Source organism: Streptomyces sp. NPDC091280, assembly GCF_044768565.1.
Classification (GTDB): domain Bacteria; phylum Actinomycetota; class Actinomycetes; order Streptomycetales; family Streptomycetaceae; genus Streptomyces.
In genome coordinates this window covers 327,824-347,677 of record NZ_JBIVUZ010000014.1, presented here as the reverse complement: position 1 = coordinate 347,677, position 19,854 = coordinate 327,824, and the positions used below count along the sequence as shown (strand labels likewise).

The window sequence follows — 19,854 nt, the reverse complement described above, 5'->3', positions numbered from 1 at the left end:
GGAGATCACTGGGATCACAGGAGTGAAACTGTGGGGTTGCTGTGAAGCGCCAGTGGGAAGAGTGGCAGCAGCCCGCGCTTTCTGTCAGGGGCGCGTCAGGAACTTGGCCGGAATTCGTTCGTTGTCCGGATGTCCGTGTTCGCTATGCGGACCGCGCGGCCGGGCCACGCGGCCGGACCGCGGGTCGGTCAGCGGGGCGCCGACCGGTCGCCGTGCCAGGAGTTCCACAGCGCCGCGTACGCGCCGCCCGCCGCCACCAGCCGCTCGTGCGGCCCGAGTTCGGTCAGCCGGCCGTCCTCCATCACCGCCACCCGGTCCGCGTCGTGGGCGGTGTGCAGCCGGTGGGCGATGGCGATGACCGTACGGCCCTCCAGTACGGCGGCCAGCGCGCGTTCGGTGTGACGCGCGGTGGCCGGATCCAGCAGGGCCGTCGCCTCGTCCAGGATCAGCGTGTGCGGGTCGGCCAGCACCACCCGGGCCAGGGCGAGTTGCTGCGCCTGGGAGCCGTCCGTGGCCCGACCGTCCGCGCCCAGCGCGGTGTTGAGGCCGTCGGGCAGTTCGCGCACCCACTCCTCCGCGCCGACCGCCGCCAGCGCCGCCCACAACTCCTCGTCGCCGGCGGCCGGTTCGGCGATCAGCAGGTTCTCGCGCACCGAGCCCAGGAACACGTGGTGCTCCTGGGTGACCAGCACCACCTGGCGGCGCAGCGTCTCCGGCGCCAGCTCGGAGACCGGCACCCCGCCCACCGTCACCGTGCCCTCGGTCGGCGCGTCGACGCCCGCCAGCAGCCGGCTGAGCGTGGTCTTCCCGGCGCCGGACGGGCCGACCACCGCCAGCCGTTCGCCCGGCCGCACCGACAGGTCCACGCCGTGCAGCACCTCGCCGCCGTGCTCGTAGGCGTACCGCACCCCGGTCACGTCGATCCGGTCGTTTGCCGGGGTCGGCGCCCCGCCCTCCCCCTCCGCGCGCGGCGCCCGCGCCAGCCCCTCCACCCGGGCGAACGAGGCGCCGCTGCTCTGGAGTTGCTCGATCCGCATCAGGATCTGGTCCAACGGCTCGGTGAACTGCCGCAGATACAGCGCCGCCGCCACCACCGCGCCCACCCCCACCGCGCCACGCCCGTGCAGCCAGCCGCCGACCAGCAGCACACCCGCCACCGGGACCGTGTACGACACCTCGACCGCCGGGAAGAACACGGTCCGCAGGAACAGCGTGTACAACCGGGCCCGCTTCGCGGTCTCCAGCGTGTCCCGGCTCGCCGTGACCCGCAGCTCCTGGAGCCGGAACGCCTCCACCGTGCGCGCCCCGGACGCGGTCGCCGTCAGGATCTCGGCGACCTCCGACATCGCCGCGCCCTCCGCGAGATAGCCGTCCCGGGCCCGGCGCAGATACCAGCGCAACGCGAACCAGATCGGCGTCAGCCCCAGCACCCCGAACAGACCGAGCAGCGGGTCGAGCGCGAACACCGCGCCCATCACGAACAGCGCCTGCACCGAGCAGACCAGCAGTTCGGGCGCGACATCGCGCAGGGTCGTGCCCACGGTCGCCACGTCGGCGGTGCCGCGCGCCGTGAGATCACCCGTCCCGGCCCGCTCCACCACCGACGCGGGCAGCGCCAGCGCCCGGTCCACGAAGCCCTCCCGGACCCGGCCGAGCGTGCGCTCCCCGAACCGGTACCCCACGTACCGCGCCCAGCGCGACAGCAGCAACTGGGCCAGCGAGCACACCACGATGACCAGCGCCAGCCGGTCCACCACCCCGACGCCGGCCCCGGCCCGCACCTCGTCCACGATCCGCCCGAGCAGCCACGGCCCGACCAGACCGGCCCCGGCCGCCAGCGCGTTCACCGCCAGCACGACGGCGAACGCCCGCCGGTCCACCCGGATCAGCCGCCACGCGGCCCGCCGCACCTCGGCCCGCCCGGCGATGGGGAGTTGACCCCTCGCCCCGTCCGGCCGCGCGGGCGCCTCGGGCTTCTTGGGTGCCTTGGACGCCTTGGATGCTTTGGCTGCCGTCACCGTACGACCTCTTCCGTGTCGATGTCCGCCTCCGCGTCCCGGGCCACCAGCGCGCGGTAGCCGGGTTCCCGGGCCAGCAGCCCGCGATGGTCGCCGCTGGCCGCGACCTTGCCGTCGACCAGGTAGTGCACGGTGTCCACCTGGTCCAGGACCAGCGGGGACGTAGTGGTCACCACCGTCGTACGGCCCGAGCGGGCCTCGCGCAGCCGCCGGGCGACCGCCGCCTCCGTGTGGGCGTCCAGGGCCGAGGTCGGCTCCACCGCGAGCAGCACCTCGGGCTCGGCGAGCAACGCCCGCACCAGCCGCACCCGTTGGCGCTGTCCGCCGGAGAGACTGCGGCCCTGCGCGGCCACGGGCGAGTCCAGCCCCTGCGGCAGCCCCTGCACGATGTCGTCGGCGGCACCCGCGAACACGGCCGCCGCGACCGACTCGGCCGACCGCTCCCGCCGCCCGGACACCACCTCCCGCAGCGGTCCGGCGAACAGGTCCGCCTCGTTGTCCGCGACCAGGATCCGGGACCTGACCTGGTCCAGCGGAACCGCGTCGAGCGCGACTTCGCCCCAGGTCACCCGGGACGGCGCGTACCGGCCGAGCCGGTCCACCACGGCCAGCGTCTCCCCGGGCCGCGCCCCGACCAGCGCGGTCAGCCGGCCCGGCGGCACCCGCACCCCGGAGTCGGGGTCGTACAGAGCGGCCGGTTCGGCGGGCGCGGCCGTCGTACCCGTGTCCGACTCGGGCTCAAGCGCCAGCAGCCGTACGACCCGGCGCGCGGCCACCACGCCCCGGCTCAGCTCGTAGGCCATCTCCACGAAGAAGGCCACCGGGCCCACCAGGACCGCGACATAGCCGTACACGGCCACCAACTCGCCCACGCTGAGCTGCCCCTGGGCCGCCAGCCGGGCGGCGAGCCAGGTCACCACGGCGAGGAACAGGGTCGGCAGCCCGACGCCGATCGCCTGCACCCAGCTGGCCACCGCGCCCACCTTGTAGCCCTGCGCCCGCAGCCGCTGCGAGTCGCGCCGGAACGCGTCCGCGAACAGCCCTTTGCCGCCCAGGCCGTTGAGGACCCGCAGGCCGCCCGCGAGGTCGCCGATGCGCGCGGTCAGCACGCTCTGCCGCTCCCGGTACTCCGTCTCCACACTCTGGAGCCGCCGGGTCAGCGGTCCCGCGAGCAGCGCGATCACCGGCACACCGAGCAGGACCACGGCGGCCAGCGGCGCCGAGATCGACAGCAGTATGCCCGCCACCACGCCGTAGACGACCAGGGCGCCGAAGCCGGGGCCGACGACGGTCAGGGACTGGGCGATCGTCCACACGTCGCCGACGCCGATCGTGATGACCTCGCCCGCCCGCGCCCGGCGCGACAGGACGGCGCCGAGCCGGATCGCCTGGCCCACGATCAGCTTCACCGTGCGGAAGTTGGCGTCCATCCGCACCCGGGTCATGGTGCGGTGCCGCATGATGCTCAGCCACGAGTTGACCGCCCCGACCACGAACAGCGCCCCGGTCCACCAGGCCAGGGTGCCCAGCCGCCCCGGCACCAGACCGTCGTCGACCGCCCGCGCCATCAGATACGGCGCCGCCGCCATCAGCACCATCCAGACGCTCGACAGCAGCGCCCCGGACAGCGCCCGCCCCGGCTGCCGCATCACCAGCCACCACAGGAAGTGCCAACCGCCCCGACAGTCGGGCGTCCCCGGATCCTCGTACGCGTCGATCATGTGCCTCCTTGCCCCTCCTTGCCCAGGCCGCTGAACGCGGGCAGCCGTGAGCGATCCCGGTGTGGTTGGAGACCTCGAAGATTACCGAGCGTGAACGCGGTTGCCCATCGAATATCGGGGCGCCGGGGCCGGTGCGCGAGCCGTGCGCCGCGACCCCAACTGGTGTGCGAATGAAGGGAGTTGCCGGTGGGCGCCGCCGCGCGCACGCGGCGCGTCCCTCACGCCAGGCTGTCCCGCCACGCCCGGTGCAGATTCGCGAACCGGCCCGTGCCCGCGATCAGTTCGGCCGGGGTGCCGTCCTCGACGACCCGGCCGTGCTCCATGACCAGCACCCGGTCGGCGATCTCGACGGTGGACAGCCGGTGCGCGATCACCACCGCCGTACGGTCCCGCAGCACCGTCGACATCGCCCGCTGCACGGCCTGTTCGCCCGGCACGTCCAGCGAACTGGTCGCCTCGTCCAGGATCAGCACCGCCGGGTCGGCGAGCAACGCCCGCGCGAACGCCACGAGTTGACGCTGACCGGCCGAGATGCGCCCACCCCGCTTGCGTACGTCCGTGTCGTAGCCGTCGGGCAGCGCGCTGATGAAGTCGTGCGCGCCGATCGCCTTCGCGGCCCGCTCGATCTCCTCGCGGGGCGCGTCCGGACGGCCGATCGCGATGTTCTCGGCGACCGTGCCGGAGAACAGGAACGCCTCCTGCGTCACCATCACCACCCCGCGCCGCAGTTCGGGCCCGGACAGCTCGCGCAGGTCGACGCCGTCCAGCAGCACGCGCCCGTCCGAGGGGTCGTAGAAGCGGGCCAGCAGCTTGGCCAGGGTGGACTTGCCGGCGCCGGTGGAGCCGACCACGGCGACCGTCTGCCCGGCCGGGAGCGTGAGGTCGAAGACGGGCAGGACCTCGCCGCCGGTGCGGTAGGCGAAGCGGACCCCGTCGAAGACGACCTCGCGGCCGGGCTGCTCCGACTCAAGTGCGGGCAGGCGGACGGGAGTCGAGGGCTCGGGCACGGAGGGCGTCTGGGCCAGCAGGCCCGCGATCTTCTCCAGCGAGGCGGCGGCCGACTGGTAGGAGTTGAGGAACATGCCGAGCCGGTCGATCGGGTCGTAGAGCCGTCGCAGGTACAGCACGGCGGCGGCCAGCACGCCCAGTTCCAGCGAACCGTCCGCGACCCGGCTCGCGCCCCACAGCACGATCACCGCGACCGCCGTGTTGGCGACCAGCCGGGATCCGGTGACATAGCGGGCCATCTCCAACAGGGCGTCGCCGTTGGACCGTTCGTGCCGCCGGTTGAGGACCTGGAAGTCGGCGTCGTTCACCGCCTCGCGGCGGAACGCGCGCACCGGGCGGATGCCGTTCATCGTCTCCACGAACTTCACGATCACCCGCGCGATGGCCGTGGACCGCACCGCGTACACCCGCACCGCGCGCCGCTGGTAGACCCGCACCAGCAGATACAGCGGCACGAAGGACGCCACCGCGACCGCGCCGAGCCCCAGGTCCAGCCAGAGCAGCATCGCCGAGATGTAGACGAACGACAGGATGACCGTGATCAGCTCCTGGAGGCCCTCGCTGAGCAGCTCGCGCAGCGCCTCGATGTCCGTGGTGGAACGGGAGATGAGCCGGCCGGACGTGTAGCGCTCGTGGAAGTCGATGCTCAGCGCCTGCGCGTGCCGGAAGATCCGGCCGCGCAGATCGAGCAGCACGTCCTGGTTGACCCGGGCGGAGGCGCCGATGAACGCGTACTGGAGCCCGCCGGAGAGCAGGGCGCACAGCGGATAGCCCACGGCCACCGCGATCAGCGGCCCGTGGTCGTGCGCGCGGAAGGCGGGCACCGCGCGGTCGATGGCGTACGCCACCAGCAGCGGGCCCACCTGCACGGCCGCCTGCTGGAGCAGCAGGAGCAGGGTGGTGACGGCGACGCGGGCCCTCATGGGGGCGAGCAGGGAGCGCAGGAGCGCGGTGGTCGCACCGGGGGGAGTGGGCAGGACGTCGTGGTCGAAGGGGTCGTCCGCGCCGGGCCCGTGCGCGGGGCCGGGGGTGTCGTCGGTGGTGGGCGCCGATGTGGTGGGGGCGGTCATCGTTCGTCCTCCGGACGGTCGTGCGGTTCGGACGATCCCGACATGAGTCGCGCGTACTCCGTGTTCGTCCGCAGCAGTTCGTGGTGCGTGCCCACCGCCGTGACCCGTCCGTCCGACAGCAGCGCCACCCGGTCGGCGAGCAGCACGGTGGACGGCCGGTGGGCCACGATCAGCGCCGTCGTGTCGGCGAGCACCTGCCGCAGGGCCGCCTCCACGGCGGCCTCGGTGTGGACGTCCAGCGCGGAGAGCGGGTCGTCCAGCACGAGGAAGCGGGGTCTGCCCACCACCGCCCGCGCCAGCGCGAGGCGTTGGCGCTGGCCGCCGGAGAGGCTCAGGCCCTGTTCGCCGACGCGGGTGTCGGTGCCCTGGGGGAGCGCGTACGCGAAGTCCGCCTGGGCCACGGCCAGGGCGCGGTCCAACTCGGCTTGTCCCGCGCCCTCTTGAGCGCCCATGAGGACGTTCTCGCCGACGCTGGTCGAGAACAGGGTGGGTTCCTCGAAGGCCATCGCGACGCTCGCGCGCAGTTCCTCGCGGGGCATCGCGGTGATGTCCTCGCCGTCCAGGGTGATCCGGCCCGAGGTCACCTCGTGGAGGCGGGGGACCAGCGCGGTCAGCGTGGTCTTGCCGGAACCGGTGGCGCCGACCAGGGCCATCGACTCGCCGGGTCTGATGTGCAGGTCGACGTGATCGAGCACGGGAGGGGAGTCGGCGGGGGCGTCGGGGTAGCGGAACACGACGTCACGGAAGCGCAGCCCGCCGTCCTGCCCGCTGTCCGGCCCGCCGTCCCCCCGGTCGTCCCGCCGGTCCTCCTGCGCGCCGTCCCGCCCCTGGGCCACGACCCCGTGGTCCTCCGGGCTCTCGTCCATCACCTCGAAGTAGCGCTCCGTCGCCGTCGCCGCCTCCTGGCTCATCGCCAGGAGGAAGCCGATCGACTCCACCGGCCAGCGCAGGGCCAGTGCCGTGGAGAGGAAGGCGACCAGGGTGCCGGCCGACAGGTTCCCGTCCGCGACCTGCACGGTCCCCACCACGAGCGCGGAACCGAGGGCCAGCTCGGGGAGGGTCACGATGACACCCCAGATCGTGGCGAGCAGCCGGGCCTTGCGCAGTTCGGTGCCCCGCAGCTTCCGCGACAGTTCACGGAACGCGCGGGCCTGGCTGCGGTGGCGGCCGAAGCCCTTGATGATGCGGATGCCGAGGACGCTCTCCTCGACGACCGTGGTCAGGTCGCCGACCTGGTCCTGCGCGAGCCGGGCCACCCGCGCGTAGCGGCGCTCGAAGATCACGCAGGTGACGACCACCGGCACGGCGGGTCCCAGGATCACCAGTCCCAGCGTCCAGTCCTGGAGCAGCATGATGAGCACGCCCACCAGGATCGTCACGGCGTTGACCAGCAGGAACGTCAGGGGGAACGCGAGGAACATGCGCAGCAGCATGAGGTCCGTGGTGCCCCGGGACAGGAGCTGGCCGGAGGGCCATCTGTCGTGGAAGGCGACCGGCAGCCGCTGCAACCGCCGGTACAGGTCCGCGCGCATCTCCGCCTCGACCCGTGACAAGGGCCGCGCGACCAGCCAGCGCCGCAGCCCGAACAGGCCCGCCTCCGCGATGCCGAGCAGCAGCAGATACAGCGCCCCGAGCCACACCCCCGCCGTGTCCCGGTCGGCGACCGGGCCGTCCACCATCCACTTCAGGACGAGCGGGAAGACCAGCCCCGTACAGGACGCGACGACGGCCACACCGGCCGCGGTGAACAGCCGTATCCGCACCGGGCGGACGTACGGCCACAGCCGCAGCAGGGTGCGGACGGCGGAGCGGTCGGTGTGGTTTCCGGTGGTCGTGCTTGTCGTCGACATCACCGGCGAGCCTACGGACCGGCACTGACAGTGCCCACCGAGTTTTGGCCGACGACGGGGTCGTACCAGGGCATCAACCGATCGGTTGATGCGCGGTCGAGCGCGATGGCCGATGTGCCGGACCCGGTCCGCCCGGGATTCTCGGAGCATGTCAGCCACACCAGTCATCGAAGTCACCGCACTGCGCAAGTCCTACGGCGGCCGGGCCGTCGTCGACGGGGTGTCCTTCGCCGTCGAGGAGGGCGAGATCTTCGGCGTCCTCGGCCCGAACGGCGCCGGCAAGACCACCACCGTCGAGTGCGTCGAGGGACTGCGCGTCCCGGACGCGGGCCGTGTCCGGGTCACCGGCCTCGACCCCGTCGCCGACCACGAGCAGGTCGCCCGCGTCCTGGGCGCCCAGCTCCAGGAGAGCGAACTCCAGGCCAAACTCACCGTCCGCGAGGCCCTGGAGCTGTACGCGGCCCTCTACTCGCACCCCGCCGACTGGCGCCCGCTGGCCGAACGCCTGGGTCTGACCGGCCAGTTGACCACCCGGTTCGCGAAGCTGTCCGGCGGCCAGAAGCAGCGCCTGTTCATCGCGCTCGCGCTGATCGGCAACCCGCGGGTCGTCGTCCTGGACGAACTGACCACCGGGCTCGACCCGCGCGCCCGGCGCGACACCTGGCAGCTCATCGAGGACGTACGGGCCGGCGGGGTCACCGTCCTGCTCGTCACCCACTTCATGGAGGAGGCGCAGCGCCTCTGCGACCGGATCGCCGTGATCGACCAGGGCAAGGTGGCCGCCCTGGACACCCCGGACGGGCTGATCCGCCGCTCGGCGGGCTCCACCGTCATCAGCTTCACGCCCTCCGCGCCGCTGGACGACGGCGAGCTGAACGCGCTGCCCGCACTGACCTCGGTGGCCCGCAAGGACGGCCGGATCACGCTCTCCGGCAGCGACGAGACCGTCAACGCGGTCATCACCCTGCTCGCCCGGGGCCACATCACCGCCCACCAACTCCGGGTCTCCGACGCCACGTTGGACGACGCCTTCCTGGACCTGACGGAGGTCACCCGATGAACACCGCTGTCCTGCGCACCGAGGTGCGCCTCTTCCGCCGCGAACCCGGCGCCCTCTTCTGGATCCTGGCCTTCCCCACCCTGCTGCTGGTGATCCTCGGCTCCATCCCGGGCTTCCGCCACCACCAGGCGGACCTCGGCGGCCTGCGCACGATCGACGTGTACGTCCCGGTCGCCGTCCTGATCGGCATGATCGTCGGCGCGCTCCAGTCGATGCCGCAGAACCTCACCGGCTACCGCGAACGCGGCATCCTGCGCCGCATGTCCGCCACCCCGGTCCGCCCCTCCGCCCTGCTCTCCGCCCAGATGCTGGTCTACGGCACGGCGGCCCTGGCCTCCGCGCTGTGCGCGCTGACCGTCGGCCGGCTCGCCTTCGACGTACGCCTCCCCAAGCAGCCGTTCGGCTATCTCCTCGCCCTGCTCCTGGCGATCCTGGCCGCGCTCGCGCTGGGCGCGGTGGTGTCCGCGCTGTCGCGGACGACGAAGATCGCGGGTGCCATCGGGTCGGCCGTGTTCTTCCCGATGATGTTCTGCGCGGGCGTGTGGATCCCGGTGAACTCCATGCCGGACCTCATGGCCAGGATCGTCGGCTGCACCCCCTTCGGCGCCGCCGCCGAGGCGCTGAACCGGGCGGCGGCCGGGCACTGGCCGGGCTGGACGCACCTGGGCGTCCTGGTCGTCTGGACGGTCCTGCTCACGGCGGGTGCCACCCGCTGGTTCCGCTGGGAGTAGGGGCGACGGCCGTGCAGACTGGGGAGATGACCACCAGGGACCGGCAGATCGACCGCCGCTGGGAGCAGCTGCACACCTGGGGGCCCTACGGGCTGCTCGGCATCAGTGTCGTCCTCGCCGTCGCCTCCTCCGGTCTGTTCGACTACAGCACCGCCCAGTGGTGGAGCGGCTGGTCCCTGGCCGGTGCCGCGCTCGTCCTCCAGCTGTGGTGGCACCGCACCCGCGTCCGCCGCCCCGACCGCGGCCGGACCCCGTCGCGGGCGGGGACGGCGTACTACGCCGTCCGCTGGGCCCTCGCCTTCGCCCTCACCTGGATCGACCCGTTCTTCGCCTTCTACGCGGCCTCCGGCTACATGGACGCCGACGAACTGATCCCGGGCACGGCCGGGCAGCGGACCGGACTGTTCGCCAGCGCGGTCACCGTGGCCGGGGCGCAGGCCGGCGGGCTGCCGTTCGGGAACCCGCTCCAGTGGGTCCTGTTCGCCGCGCTGCTGGCCGCCAACTCCGGTCTCCAGATGGCGGTCGCCCACCTCCAGCAGCAGGAGGCCCAGCGCTCCCACGAACGCAACGCGACCATCGCCGAACTCGAACGCACCAACACGGCCCTGCAGCAGGCCCTCGACGAGAACGCCGCCCTGCACGCCCAACTCCTCGTCCAGGCCAGGGAGGCCGGGGTCGCCGACGAACGACGGCGGCTGGCCGCCGAGATCCACGACACCATCGCCCAGGGCCTGACCGGCATCATCGCCCAGCTCCAGGTCGTGGCGGGCGCCGCCGACCTGACGACCGCCCGCACCCACCTCGACCGCGCCTCCGCGCTCGCCCGGCACAGCCTCGGCGAGGCCCGCCGCTCCGTGCAGAACCTCGCCCCGGTCGCCCTGGAGCACGACGGACTGCCCGAGGCGCTGAAGAAGACGGTCGCGGAATGGGGTGAACGCACCGGTGTCCGCGCCGGGTTCACCGTCACCGGCACCACCGAGCAGCTGCACGACGAGATCTCGGCGACCCTGCTGCGCATCGCCCAGGAAGCCCTGTCCAACGCGGCCCGGCACGCCCGCGCCACCCGTGTCGGCGTCACCCTCTCCTTCCTCGGCGAGGACGTCATCCTCGACATCCGCGACGACGGCCAGGGCTTCGACCCGCTCGCGCTGCCCGAACGCACCGGCAGCGGCGGCTTCGGCCTCGACGGCATGCGCGCCCGCGCCGAGCGCGTCGCGGGCTCCCTCGCGGTCGAGTCCGAACCCGGCCACGGCACCGCCCTGTCGGCTCGCGTACCGTTGGTCCGCCATGAGTGACGAGCCGTCGATCTCCCTGCTGATCGTGGACGACCATCCCGTCGTACGGGACGGTCTGCGCGGCATGTTCGAGTCCGCGCCCGGGTTCCGGGTGCTGGGCGAGGCGTCGAACGGGGTCGAGGCCGTGGAGCGGGCCGCCGCCCTCGACCCGGACGTCATCCTGATGGACCTGCGGATGCCGGCCGGCGGCGGAGTCGACGCCATCCGCGAGCTGACCCGCCGCGCCGCCCGCGCGAAGGTGCTCGTCCTGACCACCTACGACACGGACTCCGACACGCTGCCCGCGATCGAGGCGGGCGCGACCGGCTATCTGCTGAAGGACGCGCCCCGCGACGAACTGTTCACCGCCGTCCGCGCGGCGGCGCAGGGCCGCACGGTCCTGTCCCCGGCCGTCGCCTCCCGGCTGGTCTCCGCCGTCCGCGCCCCGCAGACCCCCGGCAACGAACCGCTCTCCGCCCGCGAACGCGAGGTCCTCGCCCTGGTCGCCAAGGGCACCTCCAACCGCGAGATCGCCCGCGAACTCTTCATCAGCGAGGCGACCGTCAAGACCCATCTCACCCACCTGTACGGCAAGTTGGGCGTCAAGGACCGCGCGGCGGCGGTGGCGACGGCGTACGACCGGGGCATCCTCGGCTGACCGGGCCCTAGGTCTCCGGGTACGGCAGCAGGCCGCTCGCGATCTCCTCCCAGGCCGCCTTCAGCTCGGCGAGCAACTCCGGTCTGTCGGGGGCGAGATCGGCCTGTTCGCGAAGGTCGGCGGCGAGGTCGAAGAGATGGTCGTCGCCGTCCTCGTCCTGGTAGTACTTCCAACCACCGCGCCGTAGCGCCCGGTTGGCCTGCACCCGCCAGAACAGGTCCCGCTCGGGCAGCTCCTCGCCCTTGAGCAGATAGCCCGCGAGGCTCGTGCCGTCCAGCGGATAGGCGGGGTCGGGGCGGGCACCGGCCAGCTCCAGGAAGGTCGCGGTCCAGTCGGGGGAGAAGTTCGGCTCGTGGCTGACCTGGTTCCCGTCGACGCGGTGCGGCCAGCGCAGGATCGTCGGCACCCGGATGCCGCCCTCCTGGAGCACGAACTTCTCGCCGCTCAACGGCCACAGGTACGACCAGCGTTCGCCCCCGTTGTCGCTGGCGAAGTACACCAGCGTGTGTTCCTCCTGCCCGGAGCGGCGCAGCGCGGCCAGCACCTCGCCGACGGCCGCGTCCAGGCTCTGCACCATCTCCGTGTACTTCGCGACCGAGCCGCCGTCCCACTGGTTGAGGGCGTCGCTGATCTCCAGCTGACTGGTGGCCGCCCGGATCTTCGCGGCGATCTCGGCGCCGGTCGCCGCGTCGCCCTCGGCGAGCCAGGGCCAGTGCGGGGTGGTGAAGTTGAGGTTCAGCAGCCACGGCCGGTCGTGCTCGCGGCCGACGTACTCGACCGCCCGCTCGGTCAGCACCTGGGTGTAGTAGCGCAGGTCCTGGTAGGTGGCGTCGCCCTCGTAGAGGTCGTAGTCGCCGAGCTGGCCGAGCTTGGAGAAGTACTCCAGCACACCGCCGTGGTTGCCGAAGAACTCCTCCCAACCCGACTTCGTGGGGCTGTACTTCGGCAGCCAGCCGCAGTGCCACTTGCCGATCATGGCGGTGGCGTAGCCCGCCTTCCGCAGCAGCGAGGCCAGGGTCGGGTGGCCGGGATCGAGGCCCTGCGAGCGGTTGTTGATCGGCTCGGCCAGGCCGCCCGGTGTACGGCCCGGATAGCGCCCGGTGTAGAGGCTGAACCGGGTCGGGGAGCAGGTCGCCGAGCCCGAGTACGCGTCGGTGAACCGCACCCCCTGCCGGGCCAGCCGGTCCAGGTTCGGCGTCCTGATGTGCGGCGCGCCGTAGGAGGAGAGGTCGGCCCAGCCCAGGTCGTCACCGAGAATGACCAGGAGGTTGGGGCGTCTTCCGGACGCGGTGGGACGGGCCTTGAACGGGCGCTCCGCGGGGGCCTGTTCGGCGGCCTCGGCGCCGGCGGTCGTACCGGCCACAGCGGTGACGGCACCACCGCCGACGAGACCGCCGAAGGCACGGCGGGTTAATTCGGGCATGACGGGATCCTTCGGGGAGGCGGCGGAATCGGTGGGGGAGTGCCCTCCATGCGATCAGCCGGCCCACCCCCGTGCCCAGGCATCTGCCCGGGAGTTCACGGAGCCGAAACGTCGGCCCGGCCGCCCCTCAGCCCACCTTCAGCAACAGCACCGCCCGCGCCGGCACGGTGATCGCCGATCCCGCCCGGTGTACCACCCCGGGCGCCGCCGCCTGCTCCTCCCGCGAGGTGTCGACGACCACCTCGTAGCGCTCCGCCCACGGCGGGCCCGGCAGCACGAAGGTCACCGGGCGGTCGCCCGCGTGCAGTACGGCGAGGAAGCTGTCGTCGAGGATCGGGTCGCCGCGCTCGTCGCGGCCGGGGATGTCCCGCCCCGAGAGGTACATGCCGAGGGTGGCGGCGGGCGCGTACCAGTCCCGTTCCGTCATCTCCGTGCCGCGCGCGGTGAACCAGGCCAAGTCCCTTATGCCGTCCGCCGACCGGGCCCGACCGGAGAAGAACGCCCGGCGGCGCAGCACCGGATGGCGGTGGCGCAGCTCGATCAGCCGGGCGGTGAGGTCGGTCAGCGCCCGCCAGCCCGGGTCCTCCCGCAGCCCCCAGTCCACCCAACTGACCTCGTTGTCCTGGCAGTAGGCGTTGTTGTTGCCGTGCTGCGTCCGCCCCAGCTCGTCGCCCGCGACCAGCATCGGCACCCCGGTGGAGAGCAGCAGCGTGGTGAGGAGGTTCCGCAACTGCCGCCGCCGCAGCGCCTGTACGCGCTCGTCGTCGGTCTCGCCCTCGACCCCGCAGTTCCAGGACCGGTTGTCGTCCGTGCCGTCCCGATTGCCCTCGCCGTTGGCCTCGTTGTGCTTGCGCTCGTACGACACCAGGTCCCGCAGGGTGTAACCGTCGTGCGCCGTGATGAAGTTGACCGAGGCGTAGGGGCGCCGGCCGCCCCACGCGTACAGGTCGCTGGAGCCGGACAGGCGGTACCCGAGGTCCCGTACGTCCGGCAGCGCGCCGCGCCAGAAGTCCCGGACGGCGTTGCGATAGCGGTCGTTCCACTCCGTCCACAGCGGCGGGAAGGCGCCCACCTGGTAGCCGCCGGAGCCGACGTCCCAGGGTTCGGCGATCAGCTTCACCCGTCGCAGCACCGGGTCCTGGGCGATGACCGCGAGGAAGGGGGACAGCATGTCGACGTCGTGCATCGAGCGGGCCAGCGCCGCCGCGAGGTCGAACCGGAAGCCGTCCACGCCCATCTCGGTGACCCAGTAGCGCAGCGAGTCGGTGATCAGGCGCAGGACGTGCGGCTGTACGACGTGCAGTGTGTTGCCGCAGCCCGTGTAGTCCGCGTAGCGGCGGGCGTCGCTCTGGAGGCGGTAGTAGCCGCGGTTGTCGATGCCCTTCATCGACAGCATCGGGCCCAACTCGCCCGCCTCCGCCGTGTGGTTGTAGACCACGTCGAGGATGACCTCGATCCCGGCCTGGTGCAGTGCCCGCACCATCCGCTTGAACTCGCCGACCTGCTGGCCCGCCGTACCGGTCGCCGCGTAGGCCGCGTGCGGGGCGAAGTAGCCGATGGAGTTGTAACCCCAGTAGTTCTTCAGGCCCTTGCGCAGCAGATGGTCCTCGTGCGCGAACTGGTGGACGGGCAGCAGTTCCACGGCCGTCACGCCCAGCCGCACCAGGTGCTCGATCGCCGCCGGGTGCGCCAACCCGGCGTAGGTGCCCCGGAGTTCCTCGGGTATCCCGGGGTGCAGTCTGGTGAAGCCGCCCACGTGGAGTTCGTAGATGACGGAGTCCGCCCACGGTGTCTTCGGGCGGCGGTCGTCCATCCACTCGTCGTCGGTGGTGTCGTCGTGGACCACCACCCCCTTGGGAACGTGGGGCGCGGAGTCCCGGTCGTCGCGCACGGTGTCCGCGACCTGCTGCTGCGGCCAGTCCCGGACATGCGCGTACACCGCGGGCGGCAGCCCGAACTCGCCGTCCACCGCCCGCGCGTACGGGTCCAGGAGCAGCTTCGCCGGGTTCCAGCGGGCGCCGGTCCACGGGTCCCAGCGGCCGTGCACCCGGAAGCCGTAGCGCTGTCCGGGCAGCACCCCGGGCAGGAAGCCGTGCCAGATCTCGTGCGTCAGCTCGGTCAGCGGGGCGCGGGTCTCCGTCCCCCGCTCGTCGAACAGGCACAGCTCGACCGCCTCCGCGCCCCCCGCCCACAGCGCGAAGTTGGTGCCCGCCACCCCGTCCGGGCCGACCCGGAAGCGGGCCCCCAACGGCATCGGCGTGCCCGGCCACACGGGCATGGCCGGTGCCGGGTGCGGGGCGCCGTTCAGCACGGGGACGGCACGTGGTGCCGGCACGGCCGCGTCGTCGACGGACCGCTCCACCGGCACGCCGTCACCGTCGACGCGCTCCTCCTGCACGGCCTCCTGCTCGGCTGCGCTCGACACCGTCCGGCCTCCCGCGGCTCATGGAACGACGAGGTGAAGGGCGCTCGACGTCCCGGTCACCAGCCCCTGTCATGTCGTTCTCCCCACTGTTCTGCCCAGAGCTCGGCCAAGCGACCCGGTCAAATCCGGTTGGCGCGCCGCCCGGAGGGGCGCGGACCTCCGATGCCGCGCCCGGCGCGGCGTGTCGCACTCACGTTTCCCTGAGGCGGGCCCGCTCGTTGGGCACCCCGTGAGGCATGCACAAGGGCGCGCGCGGCGCGCGGGGGCCGCACTGGCCGCCGTACTGACATGGGCAGGACTGCTGGCCGGAGCCGCCGGCTGTACTTCGGACGGCGCGGGCGGGAGCGGCATCGACGAGCTCTTCGGCAAGGCACCGGCGCCCGAGGACGTGATCCGGATCTCGCCCGACGACACCGCCAAGGGCGTGAGACCCGACCAGCGGCTGCTGGTCCGGGTGCCCAGCGGGCGGCTGGAGTCGGTGCGGGTCGTCAAGGAGCAGGACGCCCAGGACACCCCCGTCCCGGGCCGTGTCTCCGACGACGGACTGCGCTGGGAACCGGACGACGCACGGCTCGCCCTGGCCGCCCGCTACACCGTCGACGCGGTCGCCCTCGACGGCCACGGCCGCCGCTCGGCCCGGCACACCACGTTCACCACCTACGTCCCCGACGAGCGGTTCATCAGCTACGTCACCCCCGAGAACCGCGCGACCGTCGGCACCGGGATGATCGTCTCGCTCGGCTTCAACCGGGACATCGAGAACCGGGCCGCCGTCGAGCGCGCGATCCACATCACCGCGAAACCGGCGGTCGAGGTCCGCCCGCACTGGTTCGGCAGATCGCGCCTGGACTTCCGCCCCGAGAACTACTGGCGGCCCGGCACCCAGGTGACGGTCTCCCTCCGCCTGCGGGACGTCGAAGGCGCACCCGGTGTCTACGGCCTCCAGTACAAGACGTTCTCCTTCACGGTCGGCCGCAGCCAGGTCTCCCTGGTGGACGCGGCCAGGCACACCATGGAGGTACGGCGCGACGGCGACCTGCTGGCCACCGTCCCGATCACCGCCGGTGCCCCGGGACGGACGACGTACAACGGGAAAATGGTGGTCATGGAGATGCTGGAGGTGACCCGGATGAACAGCCGCACGGTCGGCTTCGGCGGTGAGTACGACATCCCCGACGTCCCGCACGCGATGCGGCTCACCGACTCCGGCACCTTCCTGCACGGCAACTACTGGGCGCCGGACGCCCCCGGACACCTCAACGTCAGCCACGGGTGCGTCGGTCTGCGGGACGTGAAGGGCGGCGGCTCGGACACCCCGGCCGGCTGGTTCTTCGACCGCAGCATCGTCGGGGACGTGGTCGAGGTCGTGCACAGCAACGACAAACAGGTCGCTCCCGACAATGGCCTCGGCGGGTGGAACATGGGTTGGAAGGAGTGGAAGGCGGGCAGTGCGGTCAAGTGACCGAGATGGGGCGGGTACCCGGTGTCAGGCGACAGCCGAAGTTGCGACCGAACGGTGACAATCGCCTGACACGAAGCTCAAATCCTGGCAGTTAATATGCGCGGACGCGCACGTCAGATGCGCAAAGGGGTGCGGGCCGGACCGGGCCCGGCGAGGGGAGAAAGTCTTGAACGTGCGACCGATATCGGGGGCGTCGGTTGACGCGCGCGGCCGGAGAGACAGCCGGACAGGGAGCCGGAGAGGCAAGGGCCTGCTGGCGCTGGTCCTCGGCGTGCTGCTGCTCGCCGTCACCGCGTGCGGAGGCGGCGGTGGCTCCAACTCCGGTTCCGGGTCCACCGACGCCAAGGACAAGCCGGCCTCGGACACCGCCCAGACCAAGCAGTCGCAGGCCGTCGTCACCATCGCCCCCAAGGACGGCTCGAAGTCCGTCGACACCAGCGGCGCCCTCAAGATCAGCGCCGTGAAGGGCAAGTTGACCGAGGTCACCGTGAAGGACGCCGGTGGCACCGAGGTCGACGGCGCGATCACCGGCGGTGGCGCGACCTGGACGCCCGCCACGCATCTCGCCGCTTCCACCAAGTACACCGTGCACGCGGTCGCCAAGGACTCCGCGGGCCGGGTCGCCGCCGAGGACTCCAGCTTCACCACGCTGACCCCGGCGAACACCTTCGTCGGCTACTTCACCCCCGAGGACGGCTCCACGGTCGGCGTCGGCATGCCGTTCTCCATCCGCTTCACCCGGGGCATCACGCACCCCGAGGACGTGAAGAAGGCGATCAGCATCACGACCTCGCCGGCCGTCGACGTCGAGGGCCACTGGTTCGGCAACGACCGCCTCGACTTCCGCCCCGAGAACTACTGGAAGTCCGGTACCAAGGTCACCGTCAAGCTCAACCTCGACGGCGTCGAGGGCCGTTCGGGCGTCTACGGCAAGCAGACCAAGACGGTCAGGTTCACCATCGGCCGCAACCAGGTCTCCATCGTCGACGCCAAGAAGCACACGATGAAGGTCACCCAGGACGGCAAGACCATCAAGACCATCCCGGTCACCACCGGCAAGCCCGGCTACGACACCTGGAACGGCCAGATGGTCATGAGCGAGAAGCTCACCGTGACCCGGATGAACGGCGAAACGGTCGGCTACGGCGGCGAGTACGACATCAAGGACGTCCCGCACGCCACCCGCCTGACCGACTCCGGGACCTTCGTCCACGGCAACTACTGGGGCGGCGACGCCTTCGGCAACTACAACGCCAGCCACGGCTGCATAGGCCTGCGGGACGTCAAGGGCGGTTACAGCAAGACCGTCCCGGCCGCGTGGTTCTTCAACCACTCGATCCTCGGTGACGTCGTGGTCGTCAAGAACTCGAACGACGCGACCGTGGCACCGGACAACGGCCTCAACGGCTGGAACATGTCGTGGGCCAAGTGGACGGCGTGACGTTTCGCTGACCGCGCGGCGGGCCCGGTGCTGTGACCGACAGCACCGGGCCCGCTGTCGTTAGCGCACGTTAACCTGCTGGCATGACCGTGAATCTCGAAGTCGCCGAGGGCGTCGGCACGATCCGCCTCGACCGCCCGCCGATGAACGCGCTGGACATCGCCACGCAGGACCGCCTCAAGGAACTCGCCGAGGAGGCCACGAGCCGCGAGGACGTACGGGCCGTGGTGGTCTACGGCGGGGAGAAGGTGTTCGCGGCGGGCGCGGACATCAAGGAGATGCAGCGCATGGACCACGCGGCGATGGTCGCCCGGTCGCGCGCGCTCCAGGAGTCGTTCACGGCGGTGGCCCGTATCCCCAAGCCGGTCGTCGCGGCCGTCACGGGCTACGCGCTGGGCGGGGGCTGCGAGTTGGCGCTGTGCGCGGACTTCCGGATCGCGGCCGACGACGCGAAGCTCGGGCAGCCGGAGATCCTGCTCGGACTGATCCCGGGGGCCGGCGGCACCCAGCGGCTGGCCCGGCTGATCGGCCCGTCGAAGGCGAAGGACCTGATCTTCACCGGTCGTATGGTCAAGGCCGACGAGGCGCTCCGGCTGGGCCTGGTGGACCGGCTGGCGCCGGCCGCCGAGGTGTACGCGGAGGCGCACGCGTGGGCGGCCCGGCTCGCGCAGGGACCGGCCATCGCGCTCCGCGCGGCGAAGGAAGCGATCGACACCGGTCTGGAGACGGACATCGAGACCGGGCTCGCGGTCGAACGCACGTGGTTCGCCGGGCTGTTCGCGACCGAGGACCGTGAGATCGGGATGCGCAGCTTCGTCGAGGAGGGCCCCGGGAAGGCGAAGTTCCGCTGAACGGGACGGTCGAAGTCCGCTGAACCGGACGGTCAAATACCGCTCAGCCCCTTGCAATTGACGTGATGTCTCATACAGGTGCCTCGACGGGACGGTTTATGGGAACCTTAAGGTGACCTTAAGCCCGCCTTGTCGAGGGAGCCTGTCGATTGCCTCCAACAGAGCCTTCACCGCAGGTCGGAGGGGGTGCGGCCGACACCGAAATGCCCTTGGCATATGTCAACCGGATGTCGCGGAACGGAGGCTTCCGGGGGGCGTATTCCTCCGGAACCACCCCGGAGGCCGTCCGGGGCGGCCATGATGGACGCATGGCGGGGCTGGAGGGTATCGGACAGCCGCGGGGACAAGGCCGTGCGACCGCGGCGCGCTGGTCGCCTGCGGTCGAGGACGAGCGGGCACTGAAGGCGATCGAGTTGTTCGGCGATCCGACGGAGGCGGAGGTTCCGCTCCCGTCCCGCCCCGAGTCCGCCGCCGCGGCCCGCAGACTCACCCAGACCGTCGTCCTGCGGCACTGGGGACTCAGCCCGAAAATGACCGAGGACGCCGTCCTGCTGGTCTCGGAACTGGTGGGAAACGCCGTACGGCACACCGGCGCCCGGGTGTTCGGACTGCGCATGAAGCGCCGCCGCGGCTGGATCCGCGTCGAGGTCCGCGACCCCTCCCGCGGCCTGCCCTGTCTGATGCCGGTCCAGGAACTGGACCTCAGCGGTCGCGGCCTCTTCCTCGTCGACAAGCTCTCCGACCGCTGGGGCGTCGATCTGCTGCCGCGCGGCAAGACGACATGGTTCGAGATGCGCGTCGCCGACCGCTGAGCATCGCCATGGAACCCCCGTTCGAGGTGCGACCCGTGAGGGTCCCTCAA

At 72.0% G+C, this 19,854-nt stretch carries 14 protein-coding genes; 8 read left to right on the top strand and 6 right to left on the bottom strand.

Features of this window, described 5'->3' with window-relative positions; genetic code table 11:
- Positions 1-188 precede the first annotated feature (188 nt).
- From ACIQPR_RS37910 to ACIQPR_RS37895, 4 genes are all read right to left on the bottom strand, one after another.
- Positions 189-1,928, bottom strand: coding sequence for an ABC transporter ATP-binding protein (locus ACIQPR_RS37910; RefSeq protein ID WP_403658192.1), 1,740 nt, complete (start codon positions 1,926-1,928; stop codon positions 189-191).
- A gap of 86 nt (positions 1,929-2,014) precedes the next feature.
- Positions 2,015-3,739, bottom strand: coding sequence for an ABC transporter ATP-binding protein (locus tag ACIQPR_RS37905; protein ID WP_403658126.1), 1,725 nt, complete (start codon positions 3,737-3,739; stop codon positions 2,015-2,017).
- 218 nt (positions 3,740-3,957) lie between these two features.
- The gene (locus ACIQPR_RS37900) at positions 3,958-5,817 is read right to left on the bottom strand and encodes an ABC transporter ATP-binding protein (protein WP_403658123.1); all 1,860 of its coding nucleotides are present in this window, start codon (positions 5,815-5,817) and stop codon (positions 3,958-3,960) included.
- Positions 5,814-7,667, bottom strand: a complete 1,854-nt coding sequence (locus tag ACIQPR_RS37895) for an ABC transporter ATP-binding protein (RefSeq protein ID WP_403658120.1) — start codon at positions 7,665-7,667, stop codon at positions 5,814-5,816. The genes ACIQPR_RS37900 and ACIQPR_RS37895 overlap by 4 nt, the downstream gene beginning before the upstream one ends.
- A gap of 148 nt (positions 7,668-7,815) precedes the next feature.
- Between ACIQPR_RS37895 and ACIQPR_RS37890 the strand changes: the two genes are divergently transcribed.
- The 4 genes from ACIQPR_RS37890 to ACIQPR_RS37875 are packed head-to-tail and all read left to right on the top strand — an operon-like array spanning position 7,816 to position 11,390.
- Positions 7,816-8,727 (top strand): ABC transporter ATP-binding protein, encoded by a 912-nt coding sequence (locus ACIQPR_RS37890; RefSeq protein ID WP_403658117.1) that lies wholly within the window; start codon positions 7,816-7,818, stop codon positions 8,725-8,727.
- Complete coding sequence (locus ACIQPR_RS37885) at positions 8,724-9,458, top strand: ABC transporter permease (protein WP_403658114.1); 735 nt, start codon at positions 8,724-8,726, stop codon at positions 9,456-9,458. The genes ACIQPR_RS37890 and ACIQPR_RS37885 overlap by 4 nt, the downstream gene beginning before the upstream one ends.
- A gap of 26 nt (positions 9,459-9,484) precedes the next feature.
- Positions 9,485-10,753 carry a sensor histidine kinase gene (locus tag ACIQPR_RS37880; RefSeq protein WP_403658111.1) on the top strand — a complete coding sequence of 423 codons (1,269 nt, stop codon included), beginning with the start codon at positions 9,485-9,487 and terminating at the stop codon, positions 10,751-10,753.
- Entirely contained in the window at positions 10,746-11,390 is a 645-nt protein-coding gene (locus ACIQPR_RS37875; RefSeq protein ID WP_403658108.1) for a response regulator, read from the top strand. The genes ACIQPR_RS37880 and ACIQPR_RS37875 overlap by 8 nt, the downstream gene beginning before the upstream one ends.
- A 7-nt stretch (positions 11,391-11,397) precedes the next feature.
- On the opposite strand, the gene ACIQPR_RS37870 is transcribed toward ACIQPR_RS37875, so the two are convergent.
- Together ACIQPR_RS37870 and glgX are read right to left on the bottom strand one after the other, a co-directional pair.
- Positions 11,398-12,813 carry a sulfatase gene (locus tag ACIQPR_RS37870; protein WP_403658105.1) on the bottom strand — a complete coding sequence of 472 codons (1,416 nt, stop codon included), beginning with the start codon at positions 12,811-12,813 and terminating at the stop codon, positions 11,398-11,400.
- 127 nt (positions 12,814-12,940) lie between these two features.
- Complete coding sequence (glgX, locus tag ACIQPR_RS37865; RefSeq protein WP_403658102.1) at positions 12,941-15,238, bottom strand: glycogen debranching protein GlgX; 2,298 nt, start codon at positions 15,236-15,238, stop codon at positions 12,941-12,943.
- Between the two features lie 229 nt (positions 15,239-15,467).
- On the opposite strand from glgX, the gene ACIQPR_RS37860 reads away from it, so the two are divergent.
- From ACIQPR_RS37860 to ACIQPR_RS37845, 4 genes are all read left to right on the top strand, one after another.
- Positions 15,468-16,700, top strand: a complete 1,233-nt coding sequence (locus ACIQPR_RS37860) for an Ig-like domain-containing protein (RefSeq protein ID WP_403658099.1) — start codon at positions 15,468-15,470, stop codon at positions 16,698-16,700.
- A 166-nt stretch (positions 16,701-16,866) separates the two neighbouring features.
- Entirely contained in the window at positions 16,867-18,141 is a 1,275-nt protein-coding gene (locus ACIQPR_RS37855) for an Ig-like domain-containing protein (RefSeq protein WP_403658097.1), read from the top strand.
- Between the two features lie 83 nt (positions 18,142-18,224).
- The gene (locus tag ACIQPR_RS37850; protein WP_403658094.1) at positions 18,225-18,992 is read left to right on the top strand and encodes an enoyl-CoA hydratase/isomerase family protein; all 768 of its coding nucleotides are present in this window, start codon (positions 18,225-18,227) and stop codon (positions 18,990-18,992) included.
- A 203-nt stretch (positions 18,993-19,195) separates the two neighbouring features.
- Positions 19,196-19,804 carry an ATP-binding protein gene (locus tag ACIQPR_RS37845; RefSeq protein WP_403658091.1) on the top strand — a complete coding sequence of 203 codons (609 nt, stop codon included), beginning with the start codon at positions 19,196-19,198 and terminating at the stop codon, positions 19,802-19,804.
- Positions 19,805-19,854 lie beyond the last annotated feature (50 nt).